The sequence below is a fragment of the Verminephrobacter aporrectodeae subsp. tuberculatae genome, from assembly GCF_026127385.1.
Lineage (GTDB): Bacteria > Pseudomonadota > Gammaproteobacteria > Burkholderiales > Burkholderiaceae_C > Acidovorax > Acidovorax aporrectodeae.
Genome location: NZ_QZCX01000002.1, coordinates 54,017 through 75,209, shown reverse-complemented (window position 1 = coordinate 75,209; position 21,193 = coordinate 54,017). Strand labels below are relative to the sequence as shown.

The window sequence follows — 21,193 nt, the reverse complement described above, 5'->3', positions numbered from 1 at the left end:
CGTTTTCGACTCTTGGGATGTCATCCTCGATCCCTTACCATTGCGATGAGTTTCGATAAGAAAGGGTGCCTATGCGACCGTCCGTTGTGCTCGACATAAAGCGAAGTGCAGTGCGCGAAGCGGTGAGCCGTTTTCGCACGGCGAACCCGCGCGTCTTCGGTTCGGTGCTGCATGGGACCGACCGGGACGGGAGCGACCTCGATCTGCTGGTCGATGCGCTACCCGGTGCGACGTTATTGGACTTGGGTGATTTGGAAGACGAACTGAAATTGCTGCTCGGCGTTGATGTCGATTTGCTGACACCCGGCGATCTGCCGCCGAAGTTCCGGGCCAAGATACTCGCGGAGGCACAACCGCTATGAGCGGGAACCGATTACCCGATTACCTCGATCACATACAGCAGGCCGCAGCCAATGCGCGCAGCTTCGTGGAAGGGTTGGCCAAAGACGACTTTCTGGCCGACAATCCCCGACCCGCCCACGGCGTCGGGCCGCGCGCGCCCGACCCACAGGAAGACCGGCGCGGTCCCGCTTGCGCAGCGCCCGATCCCGCGCAATGCCAGGGCTTCCACCCGGGTGTTGCGATCACCCCTGTCCGCCTGTCCGAGAACCATGCCCGCCTGTCCAACAGTCCGATGGACGGGCGCGCAAGTTACCGTTTTCATCCATGAAATTTCAATCCGTCACGTACAATTCGCGACATGTCGGGCCCTTCCTCCTCCCCATGCAGCGCCTCCCCAAACAGGGGCAGGACCATGGCGCGGCCTGCACGCTGCGCATCCCCGCACGCTGCAAGAACCGCTGCTCAGGCAGCACGGCGGGCTGCTGATTTCGCCCCCACTGGCGCCAAAACGCGGGTATCGGAAAGGAACATCGGACGCAAGCTGCCTCCGGCCACCCAAAGGAGTCCCGCACGCCCGCACCGCCTCGCGATGACCCCCCTGCCGGATCGGCAAGGGTTCAGAACATTCAAGAAACCGTTCACGACCCTCCCCGGGGACTGCGCATGCCACCCATGGTTCAGGCTGCGTTGTCGGTCCCCGCACAGAGGCGATGGCATCCTGGCGCACGCCGCCGCCAGAGGCGCGCAACACACCCCTTCAAACAAGACCACGAACAGGCGCTGCCCCCGGAATCGCCCCGGGCGCACCCCCTGTCCCCAGGGCCATGCCCCCAAACCCCGTCCACCCCCCATCCACTCCCAAAGCACCATGAACACCGATTCGCACACCACCCCCAGCCCCCGCTCGGGCGAGACCACGAACACCGCCGGCCCGACCGCCACGATCACGCTGGCGGACACCGCGCTCACCGCGGGCGAGACCACCACCGTCACCTTCAGCTTCAGCGAGTCCGTCTCCGGCTTTGACGCCAGCGACGTCGTGCTCACCGACGCCAACGGCACGCTGGGCGCGCTCACGGCCAACGCCGACGGCAAAACCTGGACGGCCACCTTCACGCCCACGGACAAGGTCGAGGACAGCAGCAACACCATCAGCGTGAACCTGGCTGGCGTGACCAACGCCGCAGGCAGGGCCGGGACTGGCAGCGCCGCCAGCACCAACTACTCCGTGGATACCAAGCGGCCCGACGTGGTCTCCCTCACCTTCACCAAGTCCAAGCTCAGCGCCGGCGAATCGACCACCGCCACCCTCATCTTTTCCGAAGCACTCAATCGGGACAGTTTCACCCTGGCAAAACTTAACCCTCAGCCCGATACAGGCACCTTGTCCAACCTGCACACCACCGACGGTATTACCTGGACGTTCACGCTCACTGCCCCGGCTTCCGGCAGATCAGGGCCCGGCATCCTCGGCATCCAGCTGAGCAACGTCACCGACGTCGCGGGCAACACGGGGATCTCGGGGTATTTGAATCAAAGCCCCTACGTCCTTGACTTCGGTCCGCCCACTGCCACGATCACCCTGGCGGACAGCGCGCTCACCGCGGGCAAAACCACCACCGTCACCTTCACCTTCAGCGAGTCCGTCAAAGGCTTTGACGCCAGCGACGTCGTGCTCACCAACGCCAACGGCACGCTGGGCGCGCTCACGCTCACGCCCGACACCGACAACAAAATCTGGACGGCCACCTTCACACCCACGGCCAACGTCAATGCCGCAGCGAACACCATCCGGGTGAACCTCTCCGGCGTGACCAACAACGCTGACCGCGCCGGTACCGTCACCGCCGCCAGCGCCAACTACACCGTGGACACCCGGACGGACACCACGCCCCCGGCGATCGATACCGCCACGGTCAACGGCAACCAGCTGGTGCTCACCTACGCCGAAGTCAACACCCTGAACGCGGCCGCGCTCACGGGCAACGCCGGCTATGCGGTGAGCAGCAGCACGGACACGGCCATTACCGTGAGCAGCGCCGTGGTGAACGCAGCGGCCAAGACCGTCACGCTCACGCTGAGCCGCGCCGTGACCCAGACTGAGACGGTGCAAGTCAGCTACACCAAACCCGCATCCGGCGCCGGGGTGCAGGACGCTGCGGGCAACAACGCGGCGAACTTCAGCGACCGGGCGGTGACCAACAACACAGACAACACGGCCCCGCAGCTGATCACCACCGGCAACGAGTACCAGTTCCCCACCGTCAACAGAAACGGTGGACAACTGTTGCTCACATTCAGCGACACGAACCATCTGGACAAGGACCACATGCCGGCCGCCGGGGACTTCACGGTGCGCGTGGATGATGTCCTCCGGACTGTCAACAGTGTGACCATGGATGCAGAGAACAAGGTCATCTTCCTGGTGCTGGCTACCCCCGTGGCCGCTGGTCAGCGAGTGACCGTCGCCTACCAGGACAGCACACCCACCGACACCGAGGGCAACGGCATACAGGACACGGCAGGCAATCGCCTGGACAGCTTCCCGGCCACGGAGGCAGTCAATAGCGTATTGGACACGGGTGCCCCGCAGCTGATCACCACCGGTGCCATGCGCCCCACGGCCAGCGGCAACCAACTGGTGCTCAGCTTTAGCGACGCGAACAACCTGAGCGTGGACCCGACCCGCAAGCCGGTCACCGGGGACTTTGCGGTGCGCGTCGCTGGCGTCGCGAATGCCGTCACCGCAGTCACCGTGGACGGGGCCGCCAAGACCGTCACGCTCACGCTGACCACCGCCGTGACCCCTGGTCAGACAACGACCGTCGCCTACGCCGACAGCACACCCAACGACATCAGCGCCATACAGGACGAAAGAGGCAACCGCCTGACCGGCTTTGCGGCCACGGAGGTGAATACGACACCCGACACCACGCCCCCGGTGTTCAGCAGCGCCACGGTCCGCGGCAACCAGCTGGTGATCAGCTACGCCGAAGCGGGCACCCTGGACGCGACCGCACTCCCGGGCAACGCAGGCTTTACGGTGACCAGCCCCACGGGCACGGACATCACCGTGAGCAGCGCCGTGGTGCATGCGACGAACAAGACCGTCACGCTCACGCTGAGCCGCGCCGTGACCCCGGCGGAGACGGTGAAAGTCAGCTACACCAAACCAGCATCCGGCGCCGTGGTGCAGGACGCTGCGGGCAACGACGCGGCGAACCTCAGCGAGCAGGCGGTGACCAACAACACACCCAGCGGCACGGCGGACACCACGGCCCCGGAGCTCTTGACCACAGGCATCCATCGCCCCGAGCTCCTCGGCGGCACCATGTTGACGATCAGATTCAGCGACACGAGCAATCTGGACGCGGACCGGGACCACGCGCCGGCCATCGGGGACTTTACGGTGCGCGTCAATGGTGCCCTCCGCACCGTCAGCGGTGTGGCTGTGGATGGACCGGGAAAGTACATCCTGCTGGAACTGGCCAACCCCCCCGTGGTCGCTGGTCAGAGCGTGACCGTCGCCTACCAGGACAGCACGTCCACCGACAACAAGGGCATACAGGACATTCACGGCAACCGCTTGACCAGCTTTTCGGCCACGGAGGTGGTGATCGGCGCCACAGCAGACACCGAGGGCCCGGAACTGATCACCACCGGCACCGCGTCCCCCAAGGTCAACGGCAATCAGCTGGTGCTCAGCTTCATCGACGCACGGTCGCTGGAAGCGAACAACAAGCCAGCCAACGGGGCTTTTGCGGTGCTTGTCAATGGCGTCGCGAACGCCGTCACCAACGTCACCGTTGATGGCCAGGCCAAGACCGTGACGCTGACGCTGACCACGGCGGTCACCCACGGCCAATCGGTCACCGTCGCCTACACCGACCCCACGGGCCGCAACGACACCGACGCGATACAGGATACTTTGGGCCAGGACGCGGCCAGCTTTGCTGCCACCGATGTAGTCAATAACACGCCCGCAGCGGCAGACACCACGCCCCCGGAGTTCAGCAGCGCCACGGTCAACGGCAACCAGCTGGTGATCAGCTACACCGAAGCCAACACCCTGGACCCGGCCGCGCTGGCGCGCACAAGCTTTACGGTGAGCAGCGACCTGAGCACGGACCTTACCGTGACGGACGCCGTGGTGAACGCGACGGCCAAGACCGTCACGCTCACGCTGAACCACGACGTGGCCCGCGTGGAGACGGTGCGCGTCAGCTACACCAAACCCGCATCCGGCGCCGTGGTGCAGGACGCTGCGGGCAATGACGCGGCAAACTTCAGCAACAAGGCCGTGACGAACAACACGCCAGCAGACACCACGGCCCCGCAGCTGATTACCACCAGCAACGCAGGCCCCGGCAAGGAGTACTTGGCCCCCTACGTCAACGACAAGGGCGACGAACTGGTGCTCACATTCGACGACACGAGCCGTCTGGACGCGAAGCCGGACCACGCGCCGGCCGCCACGGACTTCACGGTGTTCGTGGCTGGTGCCACCAGGGCTGTCAGCAGTGTCACCGTGCCGGAAAATACCAAGGTCATGTTGCTGACGCTGGCTACCCCCGTGACCGCTGGTCAGAGCGTGACCGTCGCCTACCAGGACAGCACACCCAATGACGACAGAGCCATCAAGGACACGACAGGCAATCGCCTGGACAGCTTTCCGACCACGGCGGTAATCAATAAGGCATCGGACAAGGCGGCCCCGCAGCTGATCACCACCGGCGCCACGCGCCCCTCGGCCAGCGGCGACCAGCTGGTGCTCCGCTTTAGCGACGCGAACAACCTGAGCGAGGACCTGACCCGCAAGCCGGCCACCGGGGACTTTACGGTGCTTGTGAATGGCGCCGCGAATGCCGTCACCGCAGTCGCCGTGAACGGGGCGGACAAGACCATCACGCTCACGCTGAGCACCGCCGTGATAGCTGGCCAGACGGCGACCGTCGCCTACCAGGACAGCACACCCAACGACACCAGCGGCATACAGGACACAAAAGACAACCGGCTGGCCAGCTTTGCGGCCACGGAGGTGACTACACCGCCCGACACCACGCCCCCGGCGTTCAACAGCGCCGCGGTCACCGGCAACCAGCTGGTGATCAGCTACACCGAAGCCAATACCCTGGACCCGGCAGCACTCCCGGGCAACGCCGGCTTTACCGTGAGCAACGCCACGGGCACGGCCATTCCCGTGAGCAGCGCCGTGGTGAACGGGGCGGCCAAGACCGTCACGCTCACGCTGAACCGCGCCGTGACCCCGGCTGAGACGGTAAAGGTCAGCTACACCAAACCCGCATCCGGCGCCGTGGTGCAGGACGCTGCGGGCAACGACGCGGCGGACTTCAACAGCCAGGCGGTGGCGAACAACACACCCCGGGTGCCCAACGAGGGGCTCAACGCCACCATCAGGATCACCGACCGCGCGCTCACCGCGGGCGAGAGCACAACAGTCAGCTTCACCTTCACCGAGCCCGTCAACGGCTTTGACGCCAGCGACATCACGTGCACCAACGGCACACTGAGCACGCCCACGGCCAACGCCGCGCGCACGGTCTGGACAGCCACCTTCACGCCCACGGCCAACGTCAACGCCCCGGTGAATGTCATCAACGTAGACCTCGCCAAGGTGAGCGACAACGCTGGCAACCCCGGCGTGGGTGAGGCCACGAGCGCCAACTACGCCGTGGACACCCGGGATACCACGCCCCCGCTGTTCCACAGCGCCACGGTCACCGACGACCAGCTGGTGATCAGCTACACCGAAACCAACATCCTGGACGCGGCAGCGCTCGCGGGCAACGCGGGCTTCACGGTGAGCAGCAGCACGGGCACGGCCATTACCGTCAGCAGCGCCGTGGTGAACGGGGTGGCCAAGACCGTCACCCTGACGCTGAGCCGCGCCGTGACCAGCGTGGAGACGGTGAAGCTCAGCTACACCAAGCCGGCATCCGGCGCCGTGGTGCAGGACGCTGCCAGCAACGACGCAGTGAACTTCAGCGACCAGGAGGTAAAGAACGACACGCCCGCGCAAGCAGACACCGCGGCCCCGCTGTTCATCGACGCCTCGGTCAACGGCAACCAGCTGGAGCTCCACTACGCCGATGCCAACCACCTGAACGCAAACCACACCACGCCCGCATCGGCGTTTGCGCTGAGCAGTCCCGGCGCTGCGGCCATCAGCGTGAGCGACGTTGCCATCACGGGCAAGACCATCACGCTGACGCTCAGCCGCGCCGTGGCCAATGGCGAGAAGCTCACGCTCAGCTACACCAAGCCGGCGACCGGCGACAACGCGATACAGGACGCGGCAGGCAACGCCGCGGTGGACTTGCACAACCAGACCGTGTACAACTTCACGCCCGCACCGGCCCCCGCGCCCGGACCCGGACCCGCGCCCGCGCCGGAACACGACCCCGGCACGTCCAATGCGGACCACGACGGCGTGCCCGACGCGCAGGAAAATCAGGCCATCGGCCCCAAGGGCTCCGCCCCCGGCGACGGCAACAACGACGGCATCCAGGACAGCACGCAGGCCGCAGTCGCCTCCTTCAGCGCCAAGACCAGCAGCGGTTCCGGCACCTCGGTGACCCTGGTCGCAGACAGCCAGGACGGCAAGGTCCCCTTGGGCAGCACCACCCGCATCACCAGCCTGGAGCAAAAGGCAGCGCCCGCCCAGACGCCCCAGGCGCTGGAGACGCCGATCGCGCTGACAAGCTTCAAGGCCACGCTGGAGACCGCCGGCAGCAGCGAGACCTTCAGCCTCTACGTGGACCCGAAGATCGGCGCCAACGGCTACTGGCTGCAAGACCACGGCGGCACCTGGGTGAACCTGGCAAGCAGCCCTTACGGCGGCAAGATGGTGGACGAGGGCGGGCGGCTGCGGCTGGACTTCACGATCACCGACGGCGGAGCGTTCGACGCCGACGGCGAGGCCAACGGCAGCATCACCGCGTCCGGCACCGCCGCGCAGATGCCGCTGTCCATCGTGGGCCAGGCGCCGGACGTGGCGCATGGCGGCTTCTGGCTCTGAGGCCGGCCCCCGAATCGCGCACGCATCCGGAAAAGAACCGCCATTGCGCCTGCGCGGTTCTGGCCTGATTCCCTGCCACGGCATGCCCGCGGCCATGTAACCAATCTGCACCCGCAGCAGCGCCGCAGCGCCCCTTGCGGCAGGGGACACCAAGGCCCAAGCAGCACCCTGCCTGCTTGGGTCGGAAACTCCTGATCCCCGAGACCCGCGCGCGGCATCAGGCTGCGCGCGCCCGACCTACAGGAAGACCCGCGCGGTGCCGCTCTCGCAGCGCCCGATCCCGTGCAACGCCAGGGCTTCCACCCGGGTGTTGCCATCATCCATGTCCGTCTGTCCGAGAACCATGCCCGCCTGTCCGACCGTCCGACGAACGGGCGCACACTTACCTTTCTCAGCCATGAAATTGCAATCCGTCACGTACAATTCGCGACATGTCGGGCCCTTCCTCCTCCCCATGCAGCGCCTCCTCAAATAGGGGCAGGACCATGGCGCTACCTGAACGCTGCGCATCCCCGCACGCTGCAAGAACCGCTGCCCAAGCTGCACGGCGGGCTGCTGATCTCACCCCCACTGGCGCCCAAACGCGGGTGTCGGACAGAGCCCCCGGACGCAAGCTGCCACCTGCTACCCAAAGCAGTCACGCACGCGCGCACCGTCCCGCGATGCCCCCCCTGCCGGATCGGCAGGGATTCAAAACATTCAAGAAACCGTTCACGTCCCTCCCCGAGGACTGCGCATGCCCCCCACGGTTCAGGCTGCGTTATCGGTCCCCGCACAGCGGGGATGGCCTCCTGGCGCACGCCGCCAGAGGCGCGCAACACATCCCTTCGGACAAGACCGCGAACAGACGCTGAGCTCCGGAATCGCCCCGGGTGCATCCCCTGTCCACAGGGCCATGCCCCCAAACCCCTCTTTCACCCCCCATCCACGACCAAAGCACCATGAACACCGATTCGCACACCAGCCCCAGCCTCCGCTCGGGCGAGACCACGAACACCGGGGGCACCCAGCTCCCCACGCTCGCAGCGACCAACCCGATCACGATCGGCGGCGCCAATCTTGGCGACGCCAAACTGAGCATTGGCGAGAGCACCACCGTCACCATCCGCTTCGCCGAAGCCATCGCGATCGACAGCTTTACCACCGCCGACCTGCGCGTGGGCGGAGGCGCGACGCTGTCCAACCTGCGCAGCACCGACGGCGGCACCACCTGGACGGTCACGCTGAAGGTTCCTGGGGTGGATGATGTCCCCTTCGGTAGCATCACCAACTACAACTCAACGGGCAACCAGATCCGCGTCGACCTCACCGGCGTGACCAACCTCGCAGGCAACGCCGGTGTGGGCCAGGCCGTCTCCACGGTCACCTACGACATCGACACCATCGGGCCCGGCACCATCATCACGCTGGGCGACAGCGCCCTCACCGTGGGCGAAACCACCACCGTCACCTTCAGCCTCAGCGAGCCCGTCACCAGCTTTACCGCCGCCAACATCGACCTGACACGGACCAACGGCACGCTGGGTCCGCTAACCGCCCTCGGAGACGGCAGGACCTGGACCGCCACCTTCACGCCCACAGCGAATATCAACACCACCGGCAACAGCATCGGCGTCAGAAGCCTGACGGACTTGGCAGGCAATACGTCGGGCGCCTCCTTCAGCGACAACTACAGCATTGACACCCGGCCCGGCAGCACGGGCCAGACATCCGGCCTGAGCGCAAGCGTCACGCTGACCGATAGTCGCCTCACGACGGGAGAAAAGGCGACCGTCATCATCGCCTTCAACAAACCCGTCACCGGCTTCACGCTCGATGACGTGGACGGGACCCATGCCAACGGCACGCTCAGCGACCTCACACTCAGCGCCGACGGCCGAACCTGGACGGCCACCTTCACGCCCACGGCGGGCGTCATCGACGAGACCAACACCATCAGCGTGAACCTCGCGGGCGTGACCGACGCCGCAGGCACTGCCGGTACCGGCCGCGTCACCAGCAGCAACTTCATCGTGACCACCGCGCTCCCTGCCGCCACGATCACGCTGACCGATACCGCGCTCACCGCGGGCGAAACGACGACCGTCACCTTCAGCTTCAACCAAGTGGTCCGCGGCTTCATGCTGGATGACATCGATCTCACGCAGGCCAACGGCACATTGAGCGAACTCGTATACATACCCGACACCGGCAACAAAACCTGGACCGCCACCTTCACACCCAAGGCCAACTTCAGCAACGCGAGCAACACCATCAGCGTCAACCTGACCGGCGTAGCCAACGTGGCAGGCCGCTCCGGGACCGGCAGCGCCAGCAGCGAGAACTACACCGTGGACACCCGGACGGACACCACGCCCCCGGCGTTCAGCAGCGCCGCGGTCAACGGCAGCCAACTGGTGCTCACGTACACCGAAGCGAACACCCTGGACCCGGCAGCACTCGCGGGCAGCGCCGGCTTTACCGTGAGCAGCACCACGGGCACGGCCATCACCGTAAGCGGCGCCGTGGTGCATGCGACGAACAAGACCGTCACGCTCACGCTGAGCCGCGCCGTGGCCGCAACGGAGACGGTGACCGTCAGCTACACCAAACCCGAATCCGGCGCCGTGGTGCAGGACGCTGCGGGCAACGACGCAGTGAGCTTCAGCGCCCAGGCCGTGACCAACAACAGCCCGCCAGCAGACACCACGCCCCCGGTGCTGCGCAGCGCCGCGGTCAACGGCGACCAGTTGCTGCTCACGTTCAGCGAGCCGCTGGACGGCAGCAGCAGACCACCGGTCTTGTCGGCTTTCGTGGTGAGCGTCGTAGGCGACGAATTCCGCAACAGCTACTGGGTTTCAGCAGTGGCCGTGAATGGACCCGCAGGGACCATCACGCTGACACTGGCAAAAGCCGTGACGCCCAGCCAAGTGGTGAGAATCGGCTACGAGGCCCCCCACGGCGGCAGGAACGAACCATGGGGCGTCATACAGGACGTCGCCGGCAATGACGCTGCCCCCTTCGGGGGCCAGCCCGTGACCAACAACACGGCAGCGGCAGCAGACACCACGCCCCCGGCGTTCAGCAGCGCCGCGGTCAACGGCAGCCAACTGGTGCTCACGTACACCGAAGCCAACAGCCTGGACGCGGCAGCCCTCGCGGGCAGCGCCGGCTTTACGGTGAGCAGCACCACGGGCACGGCCATTACCGTGAGCGGCGCCGTGGTGCATGCGACGAACAAGACCGTCACGCTCACGCTGAGCCGCGCCGTGACCCCGGCTGAGACGGTGAAGGTCAGCTACACCAAGCCAGCATCCGGCGCCGTGGTGCAGGACGCTGCGGGCAACGACGCAGTGAGCTTCAGCGAGCAGGCGGTGACGAACAACAGCCCGCCAGTAGCGGGAGGCACCCGGCTCCCCACGCTCGCAGCGACCAACCCGATCACGATCGCCGACGACAAGCTGAGCATTGGCGAGAGCACCACCGTCACCATCCGCTTCGCCGAAGCCATCGCGACCGACAGCTTCACCATCGCCGACCTGACCGTGGGCGGTTACGCGACGCTGTCCAACCTGCGCAGCACCGACGGCGGCACCACCTGGACGGTCACGCTGACGGCTCCAACCGCGCGGGATATATGGGAGACCGGATACTACAACCCCGGCAAGTACAGCTCAACGGGCAACCAGATCAGCGTCAACCTCACCGGCGTGACCAACCCCGCAGGCAACGCCGGTGTGGGCCAGGCCGTCTCCACGGTCACCTACGACATCGACGCCATAGCGCCCACCGTCGCCATCACGCTGGGCGACAGCGCCCTCACCACGGGCGAAACCACCACCGTCACCATCAGCTTCAACGAGCCCGTCACCGGCTTTGACGCCGACGACATCGACCTGACACAGGCCCACGGCACGCTGGGTCCGCTGACCGCCCTCACCGATGGCAGGACCTGGACCGCCACCTTCACGCCCACAGCGAATACCAACGTTGCCGAGAACAAAATCATCGTCAAATTGGACGGCGTGACGGACTTGGCGGGCAACAAGGCGAGTGCCAACGTCATCTCCACCAGCAGCAACTACAGCATTAACACCCAGCCCGGCAGCACGGACCAGACAACCGGCCTGAGCGCAAGCGTCACGCTGACCGATGAGCGCCTCACGACGGGAGAAAAGGCGACCGTCATCATTGCCTTCAACAAACCCGTCAACGACTTCACGCTCGATGACGTGGACGGGACCCGGGCCCACGGCACGCTCAGCGACCTCACACGCAGCGCCGACGGCAGAACCTGGACGGCCACCTTCACGCCCACGGCCAACGTCATCGCCGAGACCAACACCATCAGCGTGAACCTCGCGGGCGTGACCTACGCCGCCGGTACCGCCGGTACCGCCGGTACCGGCCGCACCACCAGCGACAACTTCATCGTGCACACCGCGCTCCCTGCCGCCACGATCACGCTGGCCGATACCGCGCTCACCGCGGGCGAAACAACGACCGTCACCTTCCGCTTCAACCAAGTGGTCTTCGGCTTCACGATGGATGACATCGTGCTCGACACCGCCACCGGCACGCTCGGCGCGCTCACGACCACCGACAACCAAACCTGGACCGCCACCCTCACACCCAAGGCCGACGTCAGCGGCGCAACCAACACCATCCGCGTCAACCTGACCGGCGTAGCCAACGTGGCAGGCCGCTCCAGTACCGGCACCGCCGACAGCGCGAACTACACCGTGGACACCCGGCTGCCGGACACCACGCCCCCGGCGTTCAGCAGCGCCGCGGTCAACGGCAGCCAACTGGTGATCACGTACACCGAAGCGGGCACCCTGGACGCGGCAGCCCTCGCGGGCAGCGCCGGCTTTACCGTGAGCAGCACCACGGGCACGGCCATCACCGTAAGCGGCGCCGTGGTGCATGCGACGAACAAGACCGTCACGCTCACGCTGAGCCGCGCCGTGACCCAGGCTGAGACGGTGAAAGTCAGCTATACCAAACCAGCATCCGGCGCCGTGGTGCAGGACGCTGCGGGCAACGACGCAGTGAGCTTCAGCGACCAGGCGGTGACGAACAACAGCCCGCCAGCAGCGGGAGGCACCCGGCTCCCCACGCTCGCAGCGACCAACCCGATCACGATCGCCGACGACAAGCTGAGCGTTGGCGAGAGCACCACCGTCACCATCCGCTTCGCCGAAGCCATCGCGACCGACAGCTTTACTATCGCCGACCTCACCGTGGGCGGTTACGCGAAGCTGTCCAACCTGCAAAGCACCGACGGCGGCACCACCTGGACGGTCACGCTGACGGCCCCGGGGCAGGAGGATTTCCGAAACACCCCGAACTACGACAGCAGCCGGTACAACTCAACGGGCAACCAGATCCGCGTCAACCTCACCGGCGTGACCAACCTCGCAGGCAACGCCGGTGTGGGCCAGGCCATCTCCATGGTCACCTACGACATCGACGTCTTCTCGCCCGGCGTCAGCATCACGCTGGGCGACAACGCCCTCACCGCGGGTGAAACCACCACCGTCACCTTCAGCTTCAGCGAGCCCGTCAATGGCTTTACCGCCGCCAACATCGACCTGTCACAGGCCCACGGCGCGCTGGGTCCGCTGACCGCCCTCGGAGATGGCAGGAGTTGGACCGCCACCTTCACGCCCACAGCGGATACCAACACTGCCACCAACAGCATCCGCGTCAACTACCGCGGCGTGACGGACTTGGCGGGCAATACGTCGAACGGCACCTCCCCCAGCGACAACTACAGCATTGACACCCGGCCCGGCAGCACGAACCAGCCATCCGACCTGAGCGCACGCGTCACGCTGACCAATAGCCCCCTCATGACGGGAGAAAAGGCGGCCGTCATCATCGCCTTCAACAAACCCGTCAACAGCTTCACGATCGATGACGTGGACGGGACCCGGGCCAGCGGCACGCTCAGCGACCTCGCATGCAGCGCCGACGGCAGAACCTGGACGGCCACCTTCACGCCCACGGCCAACGTCATCGACGAGACCAACACCATCAGCGTGAACCTCGCGGGCGTGACCGACGCCGCAGGCACCGCCGGCACCGGCAGCGTCACCAGCGACAACTTCATCGTGCACACCGCGCTCCCTGCCGCCACGATCACGCTGGCCGATACCGCGCTCACCACGGGCGAAACGACGACCGTCACCTTCACCTTCAACCAAGATGTCACCGACTTCACGCTGAATGACATCGATCTGACTCAGGCCAACGGCACATTGAGCGCACTCGTATACATACCCGACACCGGCAACAAAACCTGGACCGCCACCTTCACGCCCAAGGCCAACTTCAGCAACGCGAGCAACACCATCAGCGTCAACCTGGCTGGCGTAACCAACATGGCAGGCCGCTCCGGTACCGGCACCGCCATCAGCGAGAACTACACCGTGGACACCCGGACGGACACCACGCCCCCGGCGTTCAGCAGCGCCGCGGTCAACGGCAGCCAACTGGTGCTCACGTACACCGAAGCCAACACCCTGGACCCGGCCGCACTCGCGGGCAGCGCCGGCTTTACCGTGAGCAGCACCACGGGCACGGCCATCACCGTAAGCAGCGCCGTGGTGCATGCGACGAACAAGACCGTCACGCTCACGCTGAGCCGCGCCGTGACCCCGACTGAGACGGTGAAAGTCAACTACACCAAACCAGCATCCGGCGCCGTGGTGCAGGACGCTGCGGGCAATGACGCAGTGAGCTTCAGCGACCAGGCGGTGACGAACAACACGTCCACGGACACCACGCCCCCACGACTCATCACCACGGGCACCGGGCTCCCCACGCTCACCGGCGACGTTGCATTGGTAATCAGATTCAGCGACACGAGCGATCTGGACGAGGACCTGGACCACGCACCGGCCAGCGGGGACTTCACGGTGCTCCTCGATGGCGCCCGCATCGCCGTCCGCAGCGTGACGGTGGATGGAAGGTACAAGTACATCCAGTTGGTATTGGACACTCCCATAACACCACGTGGCAAGAGCTTGACCATTGCCTACCAGGACAGCACGCCCACCGGCGGCAAAGGCATACAGGACATACACGGCAACCGTTTGGACAGCTTTTTGGCCGCCGAGGTGTTCGACAACACAACAGACATCTATGGCCCGCAGCTGATCACCACCGGCGCCAAGCGCCCCACGGCCAGCGGCAACCAACTGGTGCTCAGCTTTAGCGACGCGAACAACCTGAGCGTGGACCCGACCCGTAAGCCGGTCACCGGGGACTTTACGGTGCGCGTCGCTGGCGTCGCGAATGCCGTCACCGCAGTCGCCGTGGACGGGGCCGCCAAGACCATCACACTCACGCTGACCACCGCCGTGACACCTGGCCAGACAACGACCGTCGCCTACGCCGACAGCACACCCAACGACATCAGCGCCATACAGGACGCACAAGGCAACCGCCTGACCGGCTTTGCGGCCACGGAGGTGAATACGACACCCGACACCACCCCCCCGGTGTTCAGCAGCGCCGCGGTCAACGGCACCCAACTGGTGATCACGTACACCGAAGCCAACAGCCTGGACGCGGCAGCCCTGGCGGGCAGCGCCGGCTTTACCGTGAGCAGCAGCACGGGCACGGCCATCACCGTGAGCGGCGCCGTGGTGCACGCGACGAACAAGACCGTCACGCTCACGCTGAGCCGCGCCGTGACCCCGGCTGAGACGGTGAAAGTCAACTACACCAAACCAGCATCCGGCGCCGTGGTGCAGGATGCAGCGGGCAACGACGCAGTGAGCTTCAGCGAGCAGGCGGTGACGAACAACACACCGGCGACACCCGCAGCGCCAACAGACAACACGGCCCCGGTGTTCAACAGCGCCGCGGTCAACGGCGACCAGCTGGTGATCACATACACCGAAGCCAATACCCTGGACCCAGCCGCACTCGCGGGCAACGCCGGCTTTACGGTGAGCAGCACCACGGGCACGGCCATTACCGTGAGCGGCGCCGTGGTGCATGCGACGAACAAGACCGTCACGCTCACGCTGAGCCGCGCCGTGACCCCGACTGAGACGGTGAAAGTCAACTACACCAAACCAGCATCCGGCGCCGTGGTGCAGGATGCAGCGGGCAATGACGCAGTGAGCTTCAGCGACCAGGCGGTGACGAACAACACACCGGCGACACCCGCAGCGCCAACAGACAACACGGCCCCGGTGTTCAACAGCGCCGCGGTCAACGGCGACCAGCTGGTGATCACATACACCGAAGCCAATACCCTGGACCCAGCCGCACTCGCGGGCAACGCCGGCTTTACGGTGAGCAGCACCACGGGCACGGCCATTACCGTGAGCGGCGCCGTGGTGCATGCGACGAACAAGACCGTCACGCTCACGCTGAGCCGCGCCGTGACCCCGACTGAGACGGTGAAAGTCAACTACACCAAACCAGCATCCGGCGCCGTGGTGCAGGATGCAGCGGGCAATGACGCAGTGAGCTTCAGCGACCAGGCGGTGACGAACAACACGCCGGCGGCACCCGCAGCGCCAGAAGACACCACGCCCCCGGTGTTCAACAGCGCCGCGGTCAACGGCAGCCAACTGGTGATCACATACACCGAAGCCAATACCCTGGACCCGGCCGCACTCGCGGGCAATGCCGGCTTTACGGTGAGCAGCACCACGGGCACGGCCATTACCGTGAGCGGCGCCGTGGTGCATGCGACGAACAAGACCGTCACGCTCACGCTGAGCCGCGCCGTGACCCCGACTGAGACGGTGAAAGTCAACTACACCAAACCCGCATCCGGCGCCGTGGTGCAGGACGCTGCGGGCAACGACGCAGTGAGCTTCAGCGAGCAGGCGGTGACGAACAACACGCCAGCAGCAACAGACACCACGCCCCCGGCGTTCAGCAGCGCCGCGGTCAACGGCAGCCAACTGGTGATCACATACACCGAAGCCAATACCCTGGACGCGGCCGCACTCCCGGGCAACGCCGGCTTTACGGTGAGCAGCAGCACGGGCACGGCCATTACCGTGAGCAGCGCCGTGGTGCACGCGACGGACAAGACCGTCACGCTCACGCTGAGCCGCGCCGTGACCCAGGCTGAGACGGTGAAAGTCAACTACACCAAACCAGCATCCGGCGCCGTGGTGCAGGATGCAGCGGGCAATGACGCAGTGAGCTTCAGCGACCAGGCGGTGACGAACAACACGCCGGCGGCACCCGCAGCGCCAGAAGACACCACGCCCCCGGCGTTCAGCAGCGCCGCGGTCAACGGCACCCAACTGGTGCTCACGTACACCGAAGCCAATACCCTGGACCCAGCCGCACTCGCGGGCAACGCCGGCTTTACGGTGAGCAGCACCACGGGCACAGCCATCACCGTGAGCGGCGCCGTGGTGCACGCGACGGACAAGACCGTCACGCTCACGCTGAGCCGCGCCGTGACCCCGACTGAGACGGTGAAAGTCAACTACACCAAACCAGCATCCGGCGCCGTGGTGCAGGACGCTGCGGGCAATGACGCAGTGAGCTTCAGCGAGCAGGCGGTGACGAACAACACGCCGGCGGCACCCGCAGCGCCAGAAGACACCACGGCCCCGGTGTTCAACAGCGCCGCGGTCAACGGCACCCAACTGGTGCTCACGTACACCGAAGCCAATACCCTGGACCCAGCCGCACTCGCGGGCAACGCCGGCTTTACGGTGAGCAGCACCACGGGCACAGCCATCACCGTGAGCGGCGCCGTGGTGCACGCGACGGACAAGACCGTCACGCTCACGCTGAGCCGCGCCGTGACCCCGGCTGAGACGGTGAAAGTCAGCTACACCAAACCAGCATCCGGCGCCGTGGTGCAGGATGCGGCGGGCAATGACGCAGTGAGCTTCAGCGAGCAGGCGGTGACGAACACCAGCCCGCCAGCAGGGGGAGGCACCCAGCGCCCCACGCTCGCAGCGACCAACCCGATCACGATCGCCGACGACAAGCTGAGCATTGGCGAGAGCACCACCGTCACCATCCGCTTCGCCGAAGCCATCGCGACCGACAGCTTCACCATCGCCGACCTGACCGTGGGCGGTTACGCGACGCTGGCCAACGACCTGAGGAGCACCGACGGCGGCATCACCTGGACGGTCACGCTGACGGCTCCGACCATGCAGGATCTGTTTGCGCCCGAAGGCTTCGGATCCGGCAAGTACAACTCAACGGGCAACCAGATCCGCGTCAACCTCGCCGGCGTGACCAACTCCGCAGGCACCGCCGGTGTGGGCCAGGCCGTCTCCACGGTCACCTACGACATCGACATCATGGCGCCCGGCGTCACCATCAGGCTGGGCGACACCGTCCTCACCCCGGGCGAAACCACTACCGTCACCTTCAGCTTCAACGAGCCCGTCACCGGCTTTGACGCCGACGACATCGACCTGACACGGGCCAACGGCACGCTGGGTCCGCTGACCGCCATCGGAGATGACAGGAGGACTTGGACCGCCACCTTCACGCCCGCAGCGAATGTCAACGATGCCGAGAACAAAATCCGCGTCAGATCGGACGGCGTGGCGGACTTGGCGGGCAATGGTACGAGTACCTCCGTCAGCAGCAACTACACCATTGACACCCGGCCCGGCACCACGGGCCAGACATCCGGCCTGAGCGCACGCGTCACGCTGACCGATGACCGCCTCATGACGGGAGAAAAGGCGATCGTCATCATCGCCTTCAACAAGCCCGTCAACGGCTTCACGCTCGATGACGTGGACGCGACCCGGGCCAACGGCACGCTCAGCGACCTCATACTCAGCGCCGACGGCCGAACCTGGACGGCCACCTTCACGCCCACGGCGGGCGTCATCGCCGAAAGCAACACCATCAGCGTGAACCTCGCGGGCGTGACCGACGCCGCAGGCACTGCCGCAACCGGCAGCGCCACCAGCGCCAACTTCATCGTGAACACCGCGCTCCCTGCCGCCACGATCACGCTGACCGATACCGCGCTCACCGCGGGCGAAACAACGACCGTCACCTTCACCTTCAACCAAGTGGTCATTGGCTTCACGATCGATGACATCGATCTGACGCAGGCCAACGGCACATTGAGCGCACTCACATACGCCGCCAACAAAACCTGGACCGCCACCTTCACACCCGATGCCAACGTCAGCGACGCGACCAACACCATCCGCGTCAACCTGACCGGCGTAGCCAACGTGGCAGGCCGCTCCAGTACCGGCACCGCCAGCAGCGCCAACTACACCGTGGACACCCGGGTGCCGGACACCACGGCCCCGCAGCTGATCACCACCGGCGCCACGTCCCCCAAGGTCACCGGCGACCAACTGGTACTCAGCTTCAACGACACCAGCAACCTGGACGCGGACCCGGACCACAAACCGGCCAACGGGGCCTTTACGGTGCTTGTGAATGGCGTCGCGAACACCGTCACCCACGTCACCGTCCAGGCCCAAGCCAAGACCGTCACGCTCACGCTGACCACGGCAGTCACCCACGGCCAGTCGGTCACCGTCGCCTACACCGACCCCACGACCGGCAACGACACCAACGCGATACAGAACGCCGCAGGCCACGACGTGGCCAGCTTTGCCGCCACCGGGGTGGTCAACAACACGCCAGCAGCAACAGACACCACGCCCCCGGTGTTCAGCAGCGCCGCGGTCAACGGCGACCAGCTGGTGATCACATACACCGAAGCCAACACCCTGGACGCGGCCGCACTCGCGGGCAGCGCCGGCTTTACGGTGAGCAGCAGCACGGGCACGGCCATTACCGTGAGCAGCGCCGTGGTAGATGCGACGGCCAAGACCGTCACGCTCACACTGAGCCGCGCCGTGACCCAGGCTGAGACGGTGAAAGTCAACTACACCAAACCAGCATCCGGCGCCGTGGTGCAGGACGCTGCGGGCAACGACGCAGTGAGCTTCAGCGAGCAGGCGGTGACGAACAACACGCCGGCGGCACCCGCAGCGCCAGAAGACACCACGGCCCCGGTGTTCAACAGCGCCGCGGTCAACGGCACCCAACTGGTGATCACATACACCGAAGCCAACACCCTGGACCCGGCCGCACTCGCGGGCAACGCCGGCTTTACGGTGAGCAGCACCACGGGCACGGCCATCACCGTGAGCGGCGCCGTGGTGCATGCGACGGCCAAGACCGTCACCCTGACGCTGAGCCGCGCCGTGACCCCGGCTGAGACGGTGAAAGTCAACTACACCAAACCAGCATCCGGCGCCGTGGTGCAGGATGCTGCGGGCAACGACGCAGTGAGCTTCAGCGAGCAGGCGGTGACGAACAACACGCCGGCGGCACCCGCAGCGCCAACAGACAACACGGCCCCGGTGTTCAACAGCGCCGCGGTCAACGGCGACCAGCTGGTGATCAGCTACACCGAAGCCAACACCCTGGACGCGGCCGCACTCGCGGGCAACGCAGGCTTTACGGTGAGCAGCAGCACGGGCACGGCCATCACCGTCAGCAGCGCCGTGGTGCATGCGACGAACAAGACCGTCACCCTGACGCTGAGCCGCGCCGTGACCCAGGCTGAGACGGTGAAAGTCAACTACACCAAACCAGCATCCGGCGCCGTGGTGCAGGATGCTGCGGGCAACGACGCAGTGGACTTCAACAACCAGGCGGTGACGAACAACACGCCCGCGCAAGCAGACACCAGGCCCCCGGAGTTCATCGACGCCTCGGTCAACGGCAACCAGCTGGAGCTCCACTACGCCGATGCAAACCACCTGAACGCAAACCACAGCGCGCCCGCATCGGCGTTTGCACTGAACAGTCCCGGCGCTGCGGCCATCAACGTGAGCGACGTTGCCATCACGGGCAAGACCGTCACGCTGACGCTGAGCCGCGCCGTGGCCAACGGCGAAAAGCTCACGCTCAGCTACACCAAGCCCGCGACCGGCGACAACGCGATACAGGACGCGGCAGGCAACGCCGCGGTGGACTTGCACAACCAGACCGTGGAAAACTTCACGCCCGCACCGGCCCCCGCGCCCGGACCTGGACCCGCGCCCGGACCCGCGCCCACACCGGAACACGACCCCGGCGCGCCCAATGCGGACCACGACGGCGTGCCCGACGCGCAAGAAAATCAGGCCATCGGCCCCAAGGGCTCCGCCCCCGGCGACGGCAACAACGACGGCATCCAGGACAGCACGCAGGCCGCAGTCGCCTCCTTCAGCGCCAAGACCAGCAGCGGTTCCGGCACCTCGGTGACCCTGGTCGCAGACAGCCAGGGCGGCAAGGTCCCCTTGGGCAGCACCACCCGCATCACCAGCCTGGAGCAAAAGGCAGCGCCCGCCCAAACACCCAAGGCGCTGGAGACGCCGATCGCGCTGACCAGTTTCAAAGCCACGCTGGAGACCGCCGGCAGCACCGAGACCTTCAGCCTGTACGTGGACCCGAAGATCGGCGCCAACGGCTACTGGCTGCAAGACCACAGCGGCACCTGGGTGAACCTGGCGAGTAGCCCTTACGGCGGCAAGATGGTGGACGAAGGCGGGCGGCTGCGGCTGGACTTCACGATCACCGACGGCGGAGCGTTCGACGCCGACGGCCAAGCCAACGGCAGCATCACCGCGCCCGGCGCCGCAGCGAAGATGCCGCTGTCCATCGTGGGCCAGGCGCCGGATGGGACGCATGGCGGGTTCTGGCTCTGAGGCCGGCCCCCGAATCGGCATGCATCCGGAAAAGAACCGCGCTTGCGCCTGCGCGGTTCTGGCCTGATTCACTGCCACGGCATGCCCGCGGCCATGCATTGCAATGCGTTTCGGTAAGAAAGGGTGCCTATGCGACCGTCCGTTT

General features: G+C 66.0%; 4 protein-coding genes. 3 read left to right on the top strand and 1 reads right to left on the bottom strand.

What is annotated here, in order from left to right; genetic code table 11:
• Positions 1-71 precede the first annotated feature (71 nt).
• A complete protein-coding gene (locus D5041_RS08575) occupies positions 72-362 on the top strand; it encodes a nucleotidyltransferase family protein (protein ID WP_010108277.1) in 291 nt (96 codons plus the stop codon).
• 11 nt (positions 363-373) lie between these two features.
• Here the strand turns inward: D5041_RS08575 and D5041_RS08570 are convergent, their stop codons facing one another.
• Complete coding sequence (locus D5041_RS08570) at positions 374-613, bottom strand: hypothetical protein (protein ID WP_265257716.1); 240 nt, start codon at positions 611-613, stop codon at positions 374-376.
• Between the two features lie 597 nt (positions 614-1,210).
• Here D5041_RS08570 and D5041_RS08565 point away from each other — a divergent pair.
• Entirely contained in the window at positions 1,211-7,381 is a 6,171-nt protein-coding gene (locus tag D5041_RS08565; RefSeq protein WP_265284423.1) for a SwmB domain-containing protein, read from the top strand.
• 941 nt (positions 7,382-8,322) lie between these two features.
• The gene (locus D5041_RS08560; protein ID WP_265284422.1) at positions 8,323-21,048 is read left to right on the top strand and encodes a SwmB domain-containing protein; all 12,726 of its coding nucleotides are present in this window, start codon (positions 8,323-8,325) and stop codon (positions 21,046-21,048) included.
• Positions 21,049-21,193 lie beyond the last annotated feature (145 nt).

Coding starts and splice junctions, on each gene's coding strand:
- D5041_RS08570 (WP_265257716.1), bottom strand. CDS start 613: ATGGTTCTCGGACAGGCGGACAGGGGTGATCGCAACACCCGGGTGGAA.
- D5041_RS08560 (WP_265284422.1), top strand. CDS start 8,323: ATGAACACCGATTCGCACACCAGCCCCAGCCTCCGCTCGGGCGAGACC.
- D5041_RS08575 (WP_010108277.1), top strand. CDS start 72: ATGCGACCGTCCGTTGTGCTCGACATAAAGCGAAGTGCAGTGCGCGAA.
- D5041_RS08565 (WP_265284423.1), top strand. CDS start 1,211: ATGAACACCGATTCGCACACCACCCCCAGCCCCCGCTCGGGCGAGACC.